At 34.7% G+C, this 15542-nt stretch carries 27 protein-coding genes and 1 pseudogene; 22 read left to right on the plus strand and 6 right to left on the minus strand.

The genetic code is table 11. The features are described from left to right. The first annotated feature begins 157 nt into the window (after positions 1 to 157). The gene (gene yodN, locus ACX5JI_RS21355; RefSeq protein WP_459503031.1) at positions 158 to 820 is read left to right on the plus strand and encodes a germination protein YodN; all 663 of its coding nucleotides are present in this window, start codon (positions 158 to 160) and stop codon (positions 818 to 820) included. Here yodN and ACX5JI_RS21360 read toward each other — a convergent pair whose 3' ends face one another. Next, positions 821 to 958, minus strand: coding sequence for a DUF3930 family protein (locus ACX5JI_RS21360; RefSeq protein ID WP_459503032.1), 138 nt, complete (start codon positions 956 to 958; stop codon positions 821 to 823). Between the two features lie 157 nt (positions 959 to 1115). Here ACX5JI_RS21360 and ACX5JI_RS21365 point away from each other — a divergent pair, with 157 nt between their 5' ends. From ACX5JI_RS21365 to ACX5JI_RS21385, 5 genes are all read left to right on the plus strand, one after another. Beyond that, positions 1116 to 1295 (plus strand): YozD family protein, encoded by a 180-nt coding sequence (locus ACX5JI_RS21365; RefSeq protein ID WP_459503033.1) that lies wholly within the window; start codon positions 1116 to 1118, stop codon positions 1293 to 1295. A gap of 132 nt (positions 1296 to 1427) precedes the next feature. Then, on the plus strand, positions 1428 to 1619 hold the full coding sequence (locus ACX5JI_RS21370; protein ID WP_459503034.1) for a hypothetical protein: 192 nt from the start codon (positions 1428 to 1430) through the stop codon (positions 1617 to 1619). After that, the gene (locus tag ACX5JI_RS21375; RefSeq protein WP_459503035.1) at positions 1619 to 2440 is read left to right on the plus strand and encodes a serine/threonine protein kinase; all 822 of its coding nucleotides are present in this window, start codon (positions 1619 to 1621) and stop codon (positions 2438 to 2440) included. The genes ACX5JI_RS21370 and ACX5JI_RS21375 overlap by 1 nt, the downstream gene beginning before the upstream one ends. Continuing rightward, on the plus strand, positions 2422 to 3180 hold the full coding sequence (locus ACX5JI_RS21380) for a sporulation protein (protein ID WP_459503036.1): 759 nt from the start codon (positions 2422 to 2424) through the stop codon (positions 3178 to 3180). The genes ACX5JI_RS21375 and ACX5JI_RS21380 overlap by 19 nt, the downstream gene beginning before the upstream one ends. An 80-nt stretch (positions 3181 to 3260) precedes the next feature. Then, a complete protein-coding gene (locus ACX5JI_RS21385; RefSeq protein ID WP_459503037.1) occupies positions 3261 to 3896 on the plus strand; it encodes a phosphatase PAP2 family protein in 636 nt (211 codons plus the stop codon). Here the strand turns inward: ACX5JI_RS21385 and ACX5JI_RS21390 are convergent. The 3 genes from ACX5JI_RS21390 to ACX5JI_RS21400 all read right to left on the minus strand — a co-directional run bounded on the left by ACX5JI_RS21390 (position 3883) and on the right by ACX5JI_RS21400 (position 6490). Beyond that, positions 3883 to 4764: a cation diffusion facilitator family transporter gene (locus ACX5JI_RS21390; protein WP_459503038.1), complete on the minus strand. Its 882-nt coding sequence runs from the start codon at positions 4762 to 4764 to the stop codon at positions 3883 to 3885. The two genes, ACX5JI_RS21385 and ACX5JI_RS21390, sit on opposite strands and share 14 nt — an antisense overlap. A gap of 213 nt (positions 4765 to 4977) precedes the next feature. Beyond that, positions 4978 to 5292: a thioredoxin family protein gene (locus ACX5JI_RS21395; protein ID WP_459503039.1), complete on the minus strand. Its 315-nt coding sequence runs from the start codon at positions 5290 to 5292 to the stop codon at positions 4978 to 4980. A gap of 79 nt (positions 5293 to 5371) precedes the next feature. Next, positions 5372 to 6490 (minus strand): site-specific integrase, encoded by a 1119-nt coding sequence (locus ACX5JI_RS21400; protein ID WP_459503040.1) that lies wholly within the window; start codon positions 6488 to 6490, stop codon positions 5372 to 5374. A 217-nt stretch (positions 6491 to 6707) separates the two neighbouring features. On the opposite strand from ACX5JI_RS21400, the gene ACX5JI_RS21405 reads away from it, so the two are divergent. The 3 genes from ACX5JI_RS21405 to ACX5JI_RS21415 all read left to right on the plus strand — a co-directional run bounded on the left by ACX5JI_RS21405 (position 6708) and on the right by ACX5JI_RS21415 (position 8637). Further along, positions 6708 to 6857: a hypothetical protein gene (locus ACX5JI_RS21405; RefSeq protein ID WP_459503041.1), complete on the plus strand. Its 150-nt coding sequence runs from the start codon at positions 6708 to 6710 to the stop codon at positions 6855 to 6857. A 217-nt stretch (positions 6858 to 7074) separates the two neighbouring features. Continuing rightward, a complete protein-coding gene (locus ACX5JI_RS21410; RefSeq protein ID WP_459503042.1) occupies positions 7075 to 8277 on the plus strand; it encodes an AimR family lysis-lysogeny pheromone receptor in 1203 nt (400 codons plus the stop codon). A 225-nt stretch (positions 8278 to 8502) separates the two neighbouring features. After that, entirely contained in the window at positions 8503 to 8637 is a 135-nt protein-coding gene (locus ACX5JI_RS21415; RefSeq protein ID WP_459503043.1) for a hypothetical protein, read from the plus strand. 36 nt (positions 8638 to 8673) lie between these two features. Here the strand turns inward: ACX5JI_RS21415 and ACX5JI_RS21420 are convergent, their stop codons facing one another. Further along, entirely contained in the window at positions 8674 to 9033 is a 360-nt protein-coding gene (locus ACX5JI_RS21420) for a helix-turn-helix domain-containing protein (protein ID WP_459503044.1), read from the minus strand. 280 nt (positions 9034 to 9313) lie between these two features. On the opposite strand from ACX5JI_RS21420, the gene ACX5JI_RS21425 reads away from it, so the two are divergent. The 13 genes and pseudogenes from ACX5JI_RS21425 to ACX5JI_RS21485 all read left to right on the plus strand — a co-directional run bounded on the left by ACX5JI_RS21425 (position 9314) and on the right by ACX5JI_RS21485 (position 14544). Further along, entirely contained in the window at positions 9314 to 9508 is a 195-nt protein-coding gene (locus ACX5JI_RS21425) for a helix-turn-helix domain-containing protein (protein ID WP_459503045.1), read from the plus strand. Between the two features lie 66 nt (positions 9509 to 9574). After that, positions 9575 to 9847, plus strand: coding sequence for a helix-turn-helix domain-containing protein (locus ACX5JI_RS21430; protein WP_459503046.1), 273 nt, complete (start codon positions 9575 to 9577; stop codon positions 9845 to 9847). Positions 9848 to 9857: 10 nt separating this feature from the next. After that, positions 9858 to 10028, plus strand: coding sequence for a hypothetical protein (locus tag ACX5JI_RS21435; RefSeq protein ID WP_459503047.1), 171 nt, complete (start codon positions 9858 to 9860; stop codon positions 10026 to 10028). Further along, positions 10025 to 10351, plus strand: a complete 327-nt coding sequence (locus ACX5JI_RS21440) for a hypothetical protein (protein WP_459503048.1) — start codon at positions 10025 to 10027, stop codon at positions 10349 to 10351. Before ACX5JI_RS21435 ends, ACX5JI_RS21440 begins: the two co-directional genes overlap by 4 nt. After that, positions 10332 to 10640 carry a hypothetical protein gene (locus ACX5JI_RS21445; RefSeq protein ID WP_459503137.1) on the plus strand — a complete coding sequence of 103 codons (309 nt, stop codon included), beginning with the start codon at positions 10332 to 10334 and terminating at the stop codon, positions 10638 to 10640. Before ACX5JI_RS21440 ends, ACX5JI_RS21445 begins: the two co-directional genes overlap by 20 nt. Positions 10641 to 10933: 293 nt before the next feature. After that, entirely contained in the window at positions 10934 to 11998 is a 1065-nt protein-coding gene (locus ACX5JI_RS21450; RefSeq protein ID WP_459503049.1) for a DnaD domain-containing protein, read from the plus strand. A 5-nt stretch (positions 11999 to 12003) separates the two neighbouring features. Continuing rightward, positions 12004 to 12294, plus strand: a complete 291-nt coding sequence (locus ACX5JI_RS21455) for an AbrB/MazE/SpoVT family DNA-binding domain-containing protein (RefSeq protein WP_459503050.1) — start codon at positions 12004 to 12006, stop codon at positions 12292 to 12294. Further along, positions 12291 to 12740: an MFS transporter gene (locus ACX5JI_RS21460; protein WP_459503051.1), complete on the plus strand. Its 450-nt coding sequence runs from the start codon at positions 12291 to 12293 to the stop codon at positions 12738 to 12740. Before ACX5JI_RS21455 ends, ACX5JI_RS21460 begins: the two co-directional genes overlap by 4 nt. 40 nt (positions 12741 to 12780) lie before the next feature. Continuing rightward, entirely contained in the window at positions 12781 to 13143 is a 363-nt protein-coding gene (locus ACX5JI_RS21465) for a cell division protein SepF (protein WP_459503052.1), read from the plus strand. Positions 13144 to 13233: 90 nt separating this feature from the next. Then, a complete protein-coding gene (locus tag ACX5JI_RS21470; protein ID WP_459503053.1) occupies positions 13234 to 13431 on the plus strand; it encodes a DUF3954 domain-containing protein in 198 nt (65 codons plus the stop codon). 28 nt (positions 13432 to 13459) lie between these two features. Then, a pseudogene (locus tag ACX5JI_RS21475) lies at positions 13460 to 13711 on the plus strand (helix-turn-helix domain containing protein). A 142-nt stretch (positions 13712 to 13853) separates the two neighbouring features. Then, a complete protein-coding gene (locus tag ACX5JI_RS21480; RefSeq protein WP_459503054.1) occupies positions 13854 to 14078 on the plus strand; it encodes a hypothetical protein in 225 nt (74 codons plus the stop codon). Next, entirely contained in the window at positions 14041 to 14544 is a 504-nt protein-coding gene (locus ACX5JI_RS21485) for a dUTP diphosphatase (protein WP_459503055.1), read from the plus strand. The genes ACX5JI_RS21480 and ACX5JI_RS21485 overlap by 38 nt, the downstream gene beginning before the upstream one ends. A 222-nt stretch (positions 14545 to 14766) precedes the next feature. Here the strand turns inward: ACX5JI_RS21485 and ACX5JI_RS21490 are convergent. Further along, a partial coding sequence (locus ACX5JI_RS21490) for a BclA C-terminal domain-containing protein (protein WP_459503056.1) occupies positions 14767 to 15542 on the minus strand: 776 nt, incomplete at its 5' end.

Consider the following 15542-nt stretch of genomic DNA (forward strand, 5'->3'; position numbering starts at 1 on the left):
GTATATATACATATATCTGTACTCATACATCACTTTATAAAAAGTGATGTATTTTTTTATTGAAAAAATTCTTGAATATAAGCTTATGTGATAAGCGTTTTTCTATCGTTTGCATATACTGTTATCAAAAATCACGACTTTAAAAGGAGAGAGATAAATGGCAAGGAAAAGACAACCTAAATACAATGTAGGAGATATAGTCGTGATTACGCTATATGGGACTGTAGGTAAGATTACAAATATGAAAATGTTAGATGGTGTTTATGTATATGAAGTTAATAATCATGATGGATATTATGTGGAACAAACACTTCAGCATGTCACGGAACAAGAAATGAAAAAAGGTGAAACAGAATGGATTGAATTACGATATCATTTTACGTTCGGTGATCTTGTGCAAGTGACGGGATATGATAAAGATATTTTTCGTATTGTTGGATTTCGCACAGAGGTGTGGCGTTATAAAAATGATGCTTGGGAAGATACAATATATGAATTATCAAGAATTACAGATGGTGAGTGGTTAGAGGCTGATGAATCAGATTTAACATTGCTTGCGAATGCACAAACTGCGAATGCTATTTTGAAAAAAATGAAACAAGATAAAGCAGGGATGAATAAATTAGATTTAGGAAAATTAAAGTCAATAAATAACTCAAAAAAGGTGAGTGTTAAAACGAGTAAACAAGAAATTATTGATGGATTATTAGATATTTATAATGACTATCAATTATTATATGAAGCATTTCAAGATGAAGAATATAAAATAGTGATGGATGTTGTTCATAATTATTTAGTTAAATTAACAGAGAAAAAATAGCTAGAAGGTAAGAAGAAACTGAACAAAAATATATGCTGTGTAAGGTATACCTACAATTGTTAAAAAAATAATAAGCCCTTTAATGACAGAGTCTGCCCATTTATCTTCATGCATGCACTCTTCTTTTCTTTGTTCCATTTTATTTCCCCCTTTAAATAGCTTGTACTACATCGTATGTTGTAAGACGAGTCAATATGACTGACAAATACGGTATGGAAAAGAAAATCTATTTTTCTAATCTCGTATACATAATTTTGAAATTCCTTCATAAAACAGAAATAAAGGAGTGATGCTCATGAAGGAGATTGAAGTCGTAATTGATACAGAAGAAATTGCGGAGTTTTTTTATGAGCAACTAATTGCGAGAGGATATGTACCAAAACGAGAAGAAATTGAAGATCTCGCTGATATTACATTTGAGTACTTACTAGAAAAATGTATGATTGATGAAGTGTTTGATGAGGATGAAGGATGAAAGATGAAAGTAACGACGGGATCTACTCGTCGTTTTTTACACTCCAACATCATCTCTTTACAAACTTGTCACAAACAGTAAGGAGAATGATTGGTATAATAAAAAGGAGATTCTAAAATAAGGGGTGAAGGGATGTTCAAAAAAATTCTCGATTCTTTACTAGGAAAGAAGAATAGACACCGTTCCTACTCAAGTAGTGATTATCGTCATAGAGGTCGCTCGTATTCAAGTAGTGATTATAATAAGAGGAGAAATTCTCATGGCTATGGACATCATCATTATAAAAGAAAACATAAAAGCCGTAGCTTTTTTTCAAGTAGTTGATGAAGTGGCGTAATATACTTGCTTTGTTTGATAGATCGCTGGGTCATGATACAATCGTCTCTCAGCGTTATCAAATTAAATCAGTAATTGGTATGGGCAGCTATGGCTTTACATATATTGTTGATGATTTAGAAACGAAAGAGAAAAAGGTTTTAAAGCAATTAAGACAAAGTAAGCAAAGGTATAAGTCAGGAAGAAGGGCTTTTGCACAAGAGCAAGCGATTTTAAAGCAGTTAAACCATCCGGAAATACCGAGTTTATATGATAGTTTCATATGGAAAAAACAACCTTTTTTTGTAATGGAGCATATGCCGGGTGAAAATTTTGAAGATTTCATTTTTAGAGATGGACATGTTTATGAAGAGCATGAAGTTTTTCGCATTTTATATAAGGTACTTGAGCTTGTTTCTTATTTTCATAGTAAGGGGATGATTCACCGAGACTTACGAATTCCCAATATTTTAATGAAAGACGGTCAGATTAGCATTATCGATTTTGGATTAGCTACATTTATAGACGAGATCGATGAGCGGGCATCTACCTATGAAGGAGAACAAGCCTATATGCGAGAAATTCACTACCGTAGTGATTTTTATGCGCTCGGACATTTCGCATTGTTTCTATTATACTCTGGTTATGAAGCTACTGTGAAAGAAGAAAGACCATGGTATGAAGAATTACAGCTAATGCAAGAAAATCGTGAAATTATTATGCGAATGTTGCAGATGAAGCTTCCTTATTATGAAAATGTACAAGAAATTAGAGAAGATGTACGCCTTGTATTAGAAAGGATGGAAAATACATGTTTCAAAAGTTTTTAGCGAGCGTTGGAATAGGAAGCGCAAAAGTGGATACAGTTCTTGAAAAAGAAGAATATTTAATAGGAGAAGATATTGTGGGTGCGGTTCATATTACAGGTGGATCAGTTGATCAACAGATTGAAAGCATTTACTTAACGTTAACGGCCTCGTATATACGAGAAGTAGATGATAAAAAAGTGAGTGCTACATTTGATTTAGAACGAGTGCGTTTAACCGACCCTATTATGATATCTCCAAATGAAAAAGTAGAAATTCCATTTTCGTTCCCGATGCCAATTGAGGCGCCGATTACCTTTGGAATGAAAAATGTTTGGATTCATACAGGTCTTGATATTAAGCGGAGCGTGGATCCGAGTGACCGCGACTATATTCAAGTGTTACCTAATACATTATTAAGCAGTGTTTTAGACGGCGTCAAACAATTAGGATTCAAGCTTCGTCAAGCAGAGTGTGAAGAGTTACCAAACAGTTTGCGTACGAAGCTTCCATTTGCACAAGAATTTGAGTTCATTCCAGTTTCAGGGAAATATTATGGGAAATTAGATGAATTAGAATTATTAATTTTACCAACTGCGTATGATCGATTAGATATTGTCATGGAAGTAGACAGAAAAGTACATGGGCTAGCGGGGTTATTTTCAGAAGCATTAGACTTAGATGAAAGAGTTGTTCGTTTTACTGTAACACGTGAAGATATTCCAGTTATGCAAGAAAAGATTAACAGGTATATTTCTTCATAAAAGATGCATAAAAAAAGAAATGGAGAGGAAAACTAAAACAACCGCTCCATTTTTTATTTTTATATAGTGAGGTTATGTATGTGAAACGATATCGACATGTATACTTGTTAACTGTGTTGCTCATTTGTTTTGTCGGATTATCACTTTCGTATCATACCGCTTTTGTTGAGAAATTTGATGATGTGATTACCGGGTTTATTCAAAGTTTTCGGAATGATTATTTGACATCTTATTTTACATGGATGTCTTATATCGGTTCAAAAAAAATATATTTCCCATTATTAATTATATTGATCATGTATTTTCTCGTTCGAAAAAAGTTGTTAAGTGTATTGTTTTTAATGGTAAGTTATTATGGAGCACGATATCTAAATAGTATGCTCAAACTATGGTACGAACGTCCAAGGCCGGATGTGTCGCAGCTTGTTACAGTGACGGGCTATAGTTTCCCAAGCGGCCATACGATGAATGCTACAGCATTTTTAGGATTTATTGCCTATGTAACCATTACAGAACATCGACTTACATTGCATAAAAAATTGTTGCTCATTTTCATCACATGTTTCGTTATATTTTCTATTTCAATTAGCCGCGTATATCTTGGTGTCCATTATCCATCTGATATATTAGCAGGTTGGGCAGCAGGGGGAAGTTGGCTTATTTTATGTATTATATTTCATCAAGCATTTATCAAAAAAGAACCTATGTCATCATAGGTTCTTTTTGCATAGGTTCAACATGAATATGAGTATGTAAAATGCCAAATTTATGTTTTAACATTTCTTCAACTGTATCGGTAATATGATGGCTCTTACTCACGTCCATATGGGCATCTACTTCAATTGTAATATCCACATACGTTTGATTCCCGTACATACGTGCACGAATATCAACAATATGTTCAACACCAGAAACGAGCTGGACAGCTTGTGAATATTCCTCCATTTTATCTGGATCGATGCCATCGGTTAACATATGAGAAGTTTCTATAAAGATGTCCCACGCCGTTTTACAAATGATAAACCCGACAATTAAAGCTGCAATTGGATCGAGGATCGGCATGTGGAACTGTGACGCTACAATACCGACAACTGTACCGATACTAACGAGAGCATCTGATAAATTATCTTTTGCTGCAGCTTCTAGCGCTTTACTTTTTGTGCGTTGTGCAATCTTATTATTATATTTGTACACAACGTACATGACGACAGCACAAAATAAGGCGACCCACGCTGCAAGTAAATTAGGTGCCGTTTGCTGCGGACTGAAAAACGATTGAACGGCACTTATAATAACTTCTAGTCCAACTGTTGCCATAATAAAGGAAGCAACAAGTGAAGCAATTTGTTCTGCACGTGAATGACCGTATGGATGATCCAAATCACGAGGTTTTTGAGAAATTTTTAAGCCAATTAATATAGCTAAAGAAGCACCGATATCTGTTACATTATTTAAGCCGTCAGCACGTAGTGCACTCGAAAGAGCAATATAGCTGATTACGATTTTCAGTGACGATAAAAATATGTAGGCGATAATGCTGACGATAGCTCCTTTATTCGCTTCTTTATTAGAAAGTGAATTCATAACAATCACTCACCTTTCTGTTAGGAATTTCCTTTCATTTATAGAGTACCAAATGAAACTTGTGTGGGTCTATACAAACATTGTTGCCGTTTTATAGGTTTTTAAGTAAAGGATAACAAAGTTTCTTACAGGAAAAACATGTTGTGAAGTGCAAAGTCAAAAAATAAAAAAATGTCCTCTTGAAGTATACATTCAGAGGACATTTTTTTTATTTTAGTACACTTCTAAAAACTCAGTAACTTGCTCTTCTGTCTTTGCATTTGCACTATGTAAATGACCAAGCTTTTCACCATTTTGATACACTAATAGGCTAGGAATTCCCATTACTTGATATTCTTCTGCAATATTTGGGAACTCATCTTTATTAATAGAATACCATTCAAATTTATTGAATTCTTCCATTACATCTTCGATAAAGTTATCCATACGTACGCAATCTGGGCACCATGTTGTGAAGAATTTTACTACTACTGGTTCCTCGCTTGCGATAATGTCTTTAAATGCCTTGTCAGACTTGATTTCTTTCATGTTTTTTGCTCCTTTCAATGTCGTACGAATTTGCTAGTATTTTTATGCAAAATCCGTATTTGCAAACATTTTGCAAACATTAGTGTTTTTGAAATAGGTTGTTTGCAAAATCTTCTACTGCTTTTTCTTGAAGTCCTGGTACAACATGTGAGTAGGTGTCCAATGTGATGCCTACTCGTTTATGCCCTAATCGTTCACTTACAATTTTTGGATGAATACCTTGTTTCAACATTAATGTTGCGTGGGTATGTCTTAGATCATGGAAGCGGATATCAGGAACTCCACTTTTCTTTATAAGCTTTTTCCAGAGCTGTGTCAAACTTCTGAAATTGCAAGGGTTACCGTTAAAGGTAGGGCAGACCAAATCATATTCGTTATATGCGCTACTGTATCGTTCTTTTTCTACGTGTATTCGCTCATGTTGTTCTCCTAATGCCTGAAGTGTAACTTCAGGAAGTACAATTAAACGTTTTCCTGTCGCTGTCTTGGGTTCGTGAAATTCTTTTGTGATATGAGAAAGAGAACGGTTGATAGACAACGTTCTTCTTTCAAAATCGATGTCTTTCCATTGAAGACCCAATATTTCTCCCTTACGCATACCACAAGTGATTGCAAGTAGGTATGCAATGTAATATCTACTATCTTTTGCGTGATCCAAAAAGCGAAGAACTTCTTCCTCAGTCCATGTATTTACTGTTTTAGCGTCAGCACTAGCTGTGGGTGGACTAATTACATCAGCAACATTCTTCTTCACGATTTCATGACGTACAGCATAGGCAAGAGCTGTTCTAACAATTTGATGGATACTACGAACTGTGACGGGCTTCATACTTTTAGATAAATCACCATAGAACTTTTCAAGGTCTACACCTTTTAACTTTTGCATTGGAATATTACCGAGTTTTGGTATAATATGATTGTTAATATTTTTACGATAGTTATAGTACGTAGTTTCTCTAAGATTTATCTTCCTGGCTTCGAGATATTGAATAAAGAATTCGCGTACTCTCATCTTTGTAGGCTCGATATACGAGCCTTCTTCTATTTCTACGATTCTTTTAGCCATGTCAGCCTGTGCTTCTTTTTTTGTTTTATATCCTGAAAACCATTTTTGACGTCTTTTTCCTGTTTCAGGATCGGGACCAATGTCTATTATTATTGTCCACTTGGAACCTCTTTTTCGAATATGTCCTTTCACTGTATACACTTCCTTCATCTACTTTTGATTCTTGATGTGTAAGTCTAGTTGTAATTTTGCTGCTATGAAAATTACATTTTTGGACATATCAGCGATGGATTTATTTTATCATATATAAACAGTGTAAGTTATAGGATATGTTTGTTATTACTTGTTAAAATATAGAAAAATAAGATAGGATATTTATATATTATAGAATAAGAAAGGGGAGCGAAGTATGAGAGAGTTTACTAAAGATCCTGGTGGTTCTAAAATAAGTGAGCCAGGAGGTTCAAAGATAATTATTGATCCAGGAACAGGATTGGTTGTTTTTGACCCAGGGCCAGGTGGGGGCTGGCGAAAGGAACCAGGAGGTTTAAATAAATGATTACAGATAACTTTGATCCAGGTGGACTGAGATCTTTATTATCATTTGATCCAGGTACAGGCGTTTAAAAAGAGCCATTTGGCTCTTTTTTATTTGTGTAAGTAAAAATAGTAATGAAAAATATTTCTCAAGTTTATAGAATTACTACATAGAATAAATGCTTGTCTACTTATGATAATATGTTTTTATATAATTAAAGGGTAGAGGAGGATAAGGGGTGAAGCCATTACACATTGAAATATGTGATAATATTGAAGATAGGGATGATTTAACTTTTACAGATGTTGCCGAAGCGCTCGGAGTAAGTATTCAGTATATATCTAAATTCAAAAACAAAGGAATTATTGGTTTTTGTAAACTTTTGAAACTATCATATATACTGACTTCTTCTGCTGAGTCGCAACGTGAGGTTATGTCTAATTGGTGCCTAAGGTTAGATAAGACAGAACCAATTAAACAAAGTTTTGAATACGCAGCGATTACTAGAAATACCCATCTTTTAGAACAACTTATACAACAGCATAAAGAAGAAAATGGAACGGTCAAAGAATATGTTATGGTGTATAAAATTTTGTATGATTACATAACAAATGAAATTAAAGGAAATATTCTTATAGAAAAACTCCAAAAAATAGGGCTACCAACAGACTCCGATTTACGAATACTAATCAATATAATGAAATGTTATAATTATTATTTCTCAAAAGAATTCTCACTGATGTTAGGTATTGCACAAGAAACTGAAAATTTAATTATGCAGTTGAACGGTGAAAGAAAAGTTTTTATCAAACAATGTTACATACATAGAATTGCTGAAGTATTAGGACCAGTATATTTAAGGTTGAATAATTTAGAATCAGCTCGTCATTATGCTCTTATAACAAAAAATGCTAACGTTTGTACAAAAACGGTTTCAGATGCATCATACGTAATAGGAATGTCTTATTTAATTGAAAATAAAGAAAAGTGCATATCCTTCTTGCAAGAAAGCTATAAGACGTCTAAAATTATAGGAGAGAAGGCATTAGAAATCGAGGCTAAATATAATCTCGAAATGGTAAAATTTTATTATGAATTTAAGAATAAGACCTCTGTCATTAAGGTGAAAGACATATTTGGAATGAAGGAGGCTTTTTATCAAAGAGAAGATGAGGATTTTATAGTATTCTTTAAAGCAATTTGTAAATCAACAAATGTTGATTTACATAAATGTCTTCAAAGATTTTTCGCTCAATCGAATTATTTTTTTTCAGGCTTAGTTGCTAAGGAGCTATATAATCGTGGCGAACAATCTATGGTAATTGAGTGGATGATGGATTTTAAGAAGGAGAAAGGGGATGTTTATTTTGAAGAAAATATTATTGATGTCTTTCATGGCACTAGCATTACTAATGCCAACGGGGTTGCTACAGGATCGTGATTCTGAAAATTATGTTGATTCGAAAAGTATTTCTTATATGGATATTAAGCCTGGCGGCTGAATGAATTTCATAAAAAACGACCTATAAGGTCGTTTTTTTTTATTTCAAATTGATATGAAACTAGCCAAAATCTAAAAATATATATTTAGGCTAGTTTTGTGAATTTGAAATACACAGATGTTAAAATTATTTTATTAATCAGAATTTTTGTAAGGGGAGTTAGAATGAAAACCGAAAAAAATATAAAGGAACTCGCTCTTATAAAGCGAGCGCTAATACTTATAAAGTCAGAAGATGATCCAAAATCAAAGCTATTACATATTTGTTTAAGAGAATCAAAAATAGAAAAAGTCATGTGAAAAAGACTATCCATTTATTGTGATAGTCTTTTTTCGTTAAACATTGCCTTTAGCTTTCTCATAGTTAACAAACATTTCTAGTTGTTCCCATGCCTTCTTACGTTTTTCTTCAGGTAAGCTGTTGATGATTTCTAATATATCTTGAGCTTCTTTTGTAAGTTGAAGGTCTTGATCTGCGGTTAATTCTGGTGAATCAGATTTACCGAGTAGGTAATCGCTGGTGCATTTTAATACTTCAGATAGTTTTGTAGTTACTTCACGGGAAGGTTGTTTTGTACCAGACTCCACTTTTGAAATAAAAGACTCAGTAACATCAACCATTTCCCCAAGAGATTTTTGAGACAATTTTAACTTCTTTCTCAAATCTTTCACTCGTACAGACAATATAGGCAACATATCTATTCCCCTTAGTATATTTTTTTCTATGTGATATTAGTATTTGCATTTTATCAAACGTTATTTATTTAAATGTATACATTAGTTTTATATATTAAATGCATAGTCAATATATATTGACTATAGTTTATATTCTATATAAAACTTGACCATGAGTCCAATTATTTTTTATGAAAACCGCTATGATGGCGCATAGAAATAAACGAAATAAAAAAGTCGAATAAAAACTTGACCTAAGGTCATGTTAATAATATAATCGAATTGTAACGAGGTGATGCAAATGGATATCAAAGGCGAATACATCAAAGAGTTAAGGAAACAAAAAAAGTATACGCAGGAAGATCTTGCAAGATTGTCAGGAACAAGTGCTAGTATGATTTCTAAAATAGAAAAAGGAAGTAAGTCAGCAAGTGTAAGGAAATTGAAGAATATTGCTTCGGCACTAGATACAATGATGGATGACTTAGTAAATTGAGTCTTTTTTCAGGAGATAAACTTGACCTAAGGTCATGTAAATAATGTGGTGAAGGAGTGAAACCAAATGACAATCGAAGAACAAATTCAACAAGCAGTCACTAAAGCAATTCAACCGTTTATGGAACTTTTACAAAAACAACAGTCGCAAGTCGTTAATCAAAAGCCGTTACTTACATTAGAAGAAGCGATGGAAGTCTTGGGTGTTGGTAAAAATCGTATGTACGAGATTGTTAAAACTGACGGTTTTCCAGCATTCCGAGAAGGGAAACGATGGATGATTCTTACCAACAAGTTTTACGAATGGATGGAAAAACAAGCAGAAAACAAAGTGATATAGGAGGAGTCATATGGATCCAGCATTAGGTGAAAGTACATTTAGCCTTTTCATCACTGGATTAATTATCATAGTTGTTTTTGGTGGAGCTGCAGTCGCAGGGTACAGTATCGAACGTCTTATTAATGAAAACGATCGACTTGAAGCAGAAAATGAAAAATTACGAAAGGGGAAAGTCATATGAAATCAATTCAATTGGAAGATGTACCAGAAGAATTACAAAAAGAGATTCAATTTTACATCGAAATGAGCTACGAATTACTACAAGTTACAGCGATAGAACGGGCTGTTGACCAAATATCATATGAGGCAATTCTTACAGATCAGCATCGTTCGTTTATAGGATTAATTTACTCTCGAAAATTGTTTGAACACAGATGTAATTCTTGGTTTGTGAGTGAAGCAATGAAGTTAAGTCCCAAATTCCGCGAACGTATTAAGCAAGAGCTACAATTTATCGAAGAGCAAGAAAAGGAGCGAAATCATGATAACAGCACTAGTTCTTAAAAAGGACCTTCAAAAGAAACAAACGTTAGATGAATTCTTACAGTACTGCGAAACAAAGCAAATCGAAGCAGTAAAGAAACATGATCCAATTTTACTTTTCACATGGATTAAGGAAGCGCGTTTGGCCAGGAGGGAACTTGCAGCACTATATCGAGCGAAAGAAAAGCACGATGTGGACCGTGAAAAGGATCGCAAAAACATTCTTAAAGTTATTCAGCGGTTACGAAGTCAAGGTATCGATGTATCAATTATTGAAAGAGCCCATTACATAACACTGGGAGGGTGGTGAGGTGATGGCATGTGAATGGAATAAATGAAAGACTCCTGTTGCAGCAGGAGTCCATTGAAAATAAAACTTACTTCGAGTATATCACGAAGGGTAAGGAAATAGTACATGCAGATAAATCGTGTTCCTTATAAAGTACTGTTACCTCGGAGATTTTGGGAACAAGCAAATAATAAATCACAATTGAAGAAACTGATTGAAACTTATTTTAATCAAAGTTATCCACAGTACAGAATTAAAAAAGTTATTCAAAGTGGAGGAGCTTACATTGCGATTTGTGAGAGGGAGTGAATGGTTTGAATGGCAAGGTGCTACAAATAGGACAAATCAGTTTCCGTGGCAATGTAATAGATCACGGTTGGTTTAAAACACTGACATTAGATAACGGCAAACCTTATGTAGTTGCTATTACTATATTAGGGGAAATTGTCTATTGGTATAAACCAACTGAATTGAGAGATGAACAATCAAATCAAGTTAAATATAAACAAAAATTCAAAGCAGATATGCTTCAAAAAAATTATCAACAATTAGCAGATTCTTTTGGGTTTACCAAAAGGCAAGTAAAAGAAGCATGTGATTACTTGAAGGATCATGGTCTTGTAAGTATTGAGTTTCGAACAATTTTTGTAAATGGAACTCGTTGTAACAATGTTATGTTTATTGAACCAGTACCAGAAAAAATTCAAAAAATCTCAATTTTATATTGGGATAACGGAAACCCTCCTACGTTAGAACGTAATAGCCCTCCTTCATTAGAATGTAAGAGGCTCTTACAACCAAACGTAACACCCTCTTACGTTAAAAAGGATGACCCTCCTACGTTAGAACGTAAGACAAATACAGAGATTACTACAAATATTACTACAGAAATTATTACAAATATAAATGATGATGATAATGGTTCTTCTTCTAAAAATTTGATTGATGAAGAATTTAAATCGAGTTACAACTTTTTATTAGAAAAGGGTATCCCATTGAGTGAAATTGCGATTACAGAGTTAGGAGAATTTTGTAACTTATTAGGAAGTAAGTTAATTATTCATGCTGCTAATAAGGCTATTGATGAAAATGTATCCAAGTGGAGATATATACGTACTATTCTTAAGGATTGGGAAAAGAAAAAAGTGAAAACATTAAATGATGTTGCTGCATTGGATACTCAATTTGAAATGAGTAAGAAAAACAAAAAGAGAACTGGTACAGGATATGCGAAACGAACAGAAGTTGTACCAGAGTGGCTTCATCAACAAGAGGAACCGGATCAAATGTTGCAACAACCACAAAATGGAGCTTCAAATATAGAAGAAGAACGTAAACGATTAGAAGCGGTATTAAAAAAATATAAAAGAGAGGATTAATTTAAATGAAAAATACAGGAATCGTAAGAAAAGTGGACGAGCTTGGTCGTATAGTTATTCCAATTGAAATGCGTAGAACATTAGGGATTATTGAAGGAGCATCAATGGAATTTCATGTTGATAATGAGGACATTGTTTTAAGAAAACATGAAAAAGCTTGCCTAGTAACAGGTAAGCTTTCTGAAGACAATGTGGAATTATTGGATGGGCGAATCGCTCTTAGTCGAGAAGGTGCAAAAACTTTAATGGATCTGATTCTTCAAGAAGGAGAAAAGAAGGGATGGCTTGGTAAATGAGCAATCTACAATTCAAATTCAAGCTACAAACAACAAATGAAAATTGGAGATGTCCACATGAAATAGTTGCATCCAATGAAAGAGAAGCTAAATATAAGTATTTCCATACGTTTAGACGTGGCTTTTTTGAAGCACGTTTTGAGGAATTTATAAAGCAAGTAGAGTGTGAAAACTTAGGGATATTTGATGTTACTCCCACGTTTAAAGAAGAAGAACAATTTGAACGGATGCGTAACAAAAGAAAAATCCTATTTGCTTATATTGGGATGAAAGTGCAAATTCTTGGGCGCATGGGAACGATTATTGGTAACTGTAAAAGTAATTTATTAGTTGTATTTGACGGAAATGCTGAAATATACAACTGTGATCCAAGATTCGAAATTGCTTACTTTGATAAAAACGGTCGAATTATTAAAGATACAAGAAAAGGTGTGTATGCAGTTTGATTTTAATAGATTAATAACTTAAAAAGGAGCGTAGATGGATATGGCTAAACAATTGAATATTTTCGATGTGGAGCCGGAAATTATGCAGTTTGATGTCGGTAAAGCAAAAGTGAAACGAGGAATAGGAAGGGTTACATATGCTGATGTACGCGTACTAATTCCTCGAAATGCTAAGGGTACAGATGAATTACCATCAACAACGAAAGCTGATGAACGTTATGAAGAGTTCGAGAACCATACATTAGGTATTTGGCGGTATCAACGCGCAAGAGATAATTCGTTTAAATGGGACACGGCAGAGGAACTATGCAAAGCAGCAAGAGATCATAAGGAAGCAATCCCAGTTCGGATATATTTAGGAAGTGGTTTTCACCCTAGTGATGTAGTGGAATATTTGGAATGAAAAAAGCTAGGAGCGGACCTAGCTTGATAGGGTATTTGAGTCGATGGATGACTCTTTATCATTATAACTCTAATAAAGGGTGAAACGTTTATGCAAAAAGAAATCTTTACAAAAACTAAACAATTAACAGCTGAAATAGATGTTACGAAAAATCAAATTCATGTAGTTAAAGATGGTCGAGTCTTTTCTATTGATCCTCCAGCAAGTGGTTATGGTGAACAATCTGTTGTTTGGCAAAATGGAAAAGTGGATCGTATAGATACTAAGTTTACTGAAAAAATAAAATAATCAAATTGAATGTAAGGGAGATGCACATATGGGAGTAGCAAGAAAACATGAGTTCATGAAAGAATCACGTCTTAAAATATATATAGCTTTGGAAGAAGCGAACTTTCTTTGGGATGAAAGAGATGTAATTCGTTTTCGTGAAATGTGAAACCAAGGAATGAATTTACCAGAAATGGCAAAAGCGTTGAGAAGGCATCAATCGGAAGTTGCACTTCTTGTGATCGATCAGGCAGATAAGTATGAAATTAACAATCGTCCAATTGGCTTAGGTATTTGCTAAGGAGTGAAGTAGAAATGAGGAGCCCTAGATACAACCAGTTGTTTGAATATCATAAAAAGAATTTTGGGAGATTTTATGCATATGTAATGTGGTTATCTTGGATGCGAAAAGAGTACAAAAAACGAAAATAAGGGGTGTTTGGATGAAAGCGGAACATATTGATTTGTATGAAGAAGCACTGAATCACGAGCAGGGGCAAGCTAGTAAATGGTTCTGTGAGATTAATATTTTACAAGCGCAGTTACAGTTGGCAGAGTCACATTACAAACACCACAAAGAAGAAAGTGAACGACTACAAAATTTGGTTATGAGATGGAAGGGGAACGAAAATGTTAAACATTCAAAAGATATTCGAAGCGCAAGATAAGCTAGATCGTAAGGTAGTTGAGGTTCATGGATTGGAAGGAAGAAGCTTAACTGGAGATGTGACACAGGCATTATATACGGAGTTGGGTGAGCTGAGTAATGAAATTGGATTCTTCAAGTACTGGAAGAAAAATAAAAAGGATGATAAGGAGCGTCAATACGATGAGTGGGCGGATTGCATGCACTTTATGGCTAGTTTGGGTAATAAGTATGGACATGTAGACTATATACTCTCACTTGATCAAAGGGGTGATGATGTAGTTCAAAAAAATAAAGATAAAGTTTCTTTTCATTTTGCTTTTGAAAATATCTATAAAAATGATCTAAATGATAAAAAGGATTATATGATCGCGCTGTCAGCGTTGATAATAATTGGATTGAAGTTGGGTATGACATACGAAGATATGGAGAAGAGCTACTTTTCTAAGAATCAAGTTAACTACGATCGATTAGCGAGTGGATATTAAGACCGAATTTGAATTTTGTAGAATAAGGGAAACTAAAAAAGAGCACTTGCTTACGGTGCTCTTTAGGGAAAAAGTGAAATGTTGAAAAGTAGATTAGGGTTTCTTGCTTCGAAATAATATATGACCATTTCATCGTAATGTGACAATGAATCGCTAATGTTAACTACTTGTTGAAAAAAGAATCCCCTCTAGATTATTGAATGCCAGAGCTTTAAGAAATAATTAATTTAATTTTTCAATTACAATCGAAGCATTTATATTTGTTTGTGTTCCACCTGCTAAAGTCTGCAAAGTAACTGCAGCAGCGGAAGTATGATTATTAAGGGTAAGAATATCACCTGCGGCTAAAGTGAGAACTGTTTGCCCATTGTTTTGTTGAGTACCTGCACCTGATCCATAAACGGAGTTGGTAACGGGAGCCCCATTTAAAAAGAGGGCAAATTGATTAGGCTCAACTCCTGATACAGAAAAAGAAATTTTATAATCTCCAGCATTAATAACTGTCATCTGAGAAGTTCCAAGAGTATGAGTAAAGCCGGATGTGATTTTACCGTGTGAATTAAACAGAATAGGTGCTTCTAATGCAACAACTTGAGCTGCTGTATTGAAAACATAAGCATACTGGGATAAACCAGATGTTGTAAGTCCAGCAGGCCCGGTTGGTCCAGTAGATCCGGCCGATCCAGCAGGCCCTGAAGGTCCTGTTGCTCCAGTTATTCCAGTTGGCCCAGTAGGTCCTGGAGGTCCACCTGAAGGTCCTGTTGCTCCGGTTATTCCGGTTGGCCCAGTAGGTCCTGGAGGTCCACCTGAAGGTCCTGTTGCTCCGGTTATTCCGGTTGGCCCAGTAGGTCCTGGAGGTCCACCTGAAGGTCCTGTTGCTCCGGTTATTCCGGTTGGCCCAGTAGGTCCTGGAGGTCCACCTGAAGGTCCTGTTGCTCCGGTTATTCCGGTTGGCCCAGTAGGTCCTGGAGGTCCACCTGAAGGTCCTGTTGCTCCGG

The sequence above is a fragment of the Bacillus sp. C1 genome (genome assembly GCF_054570475.1).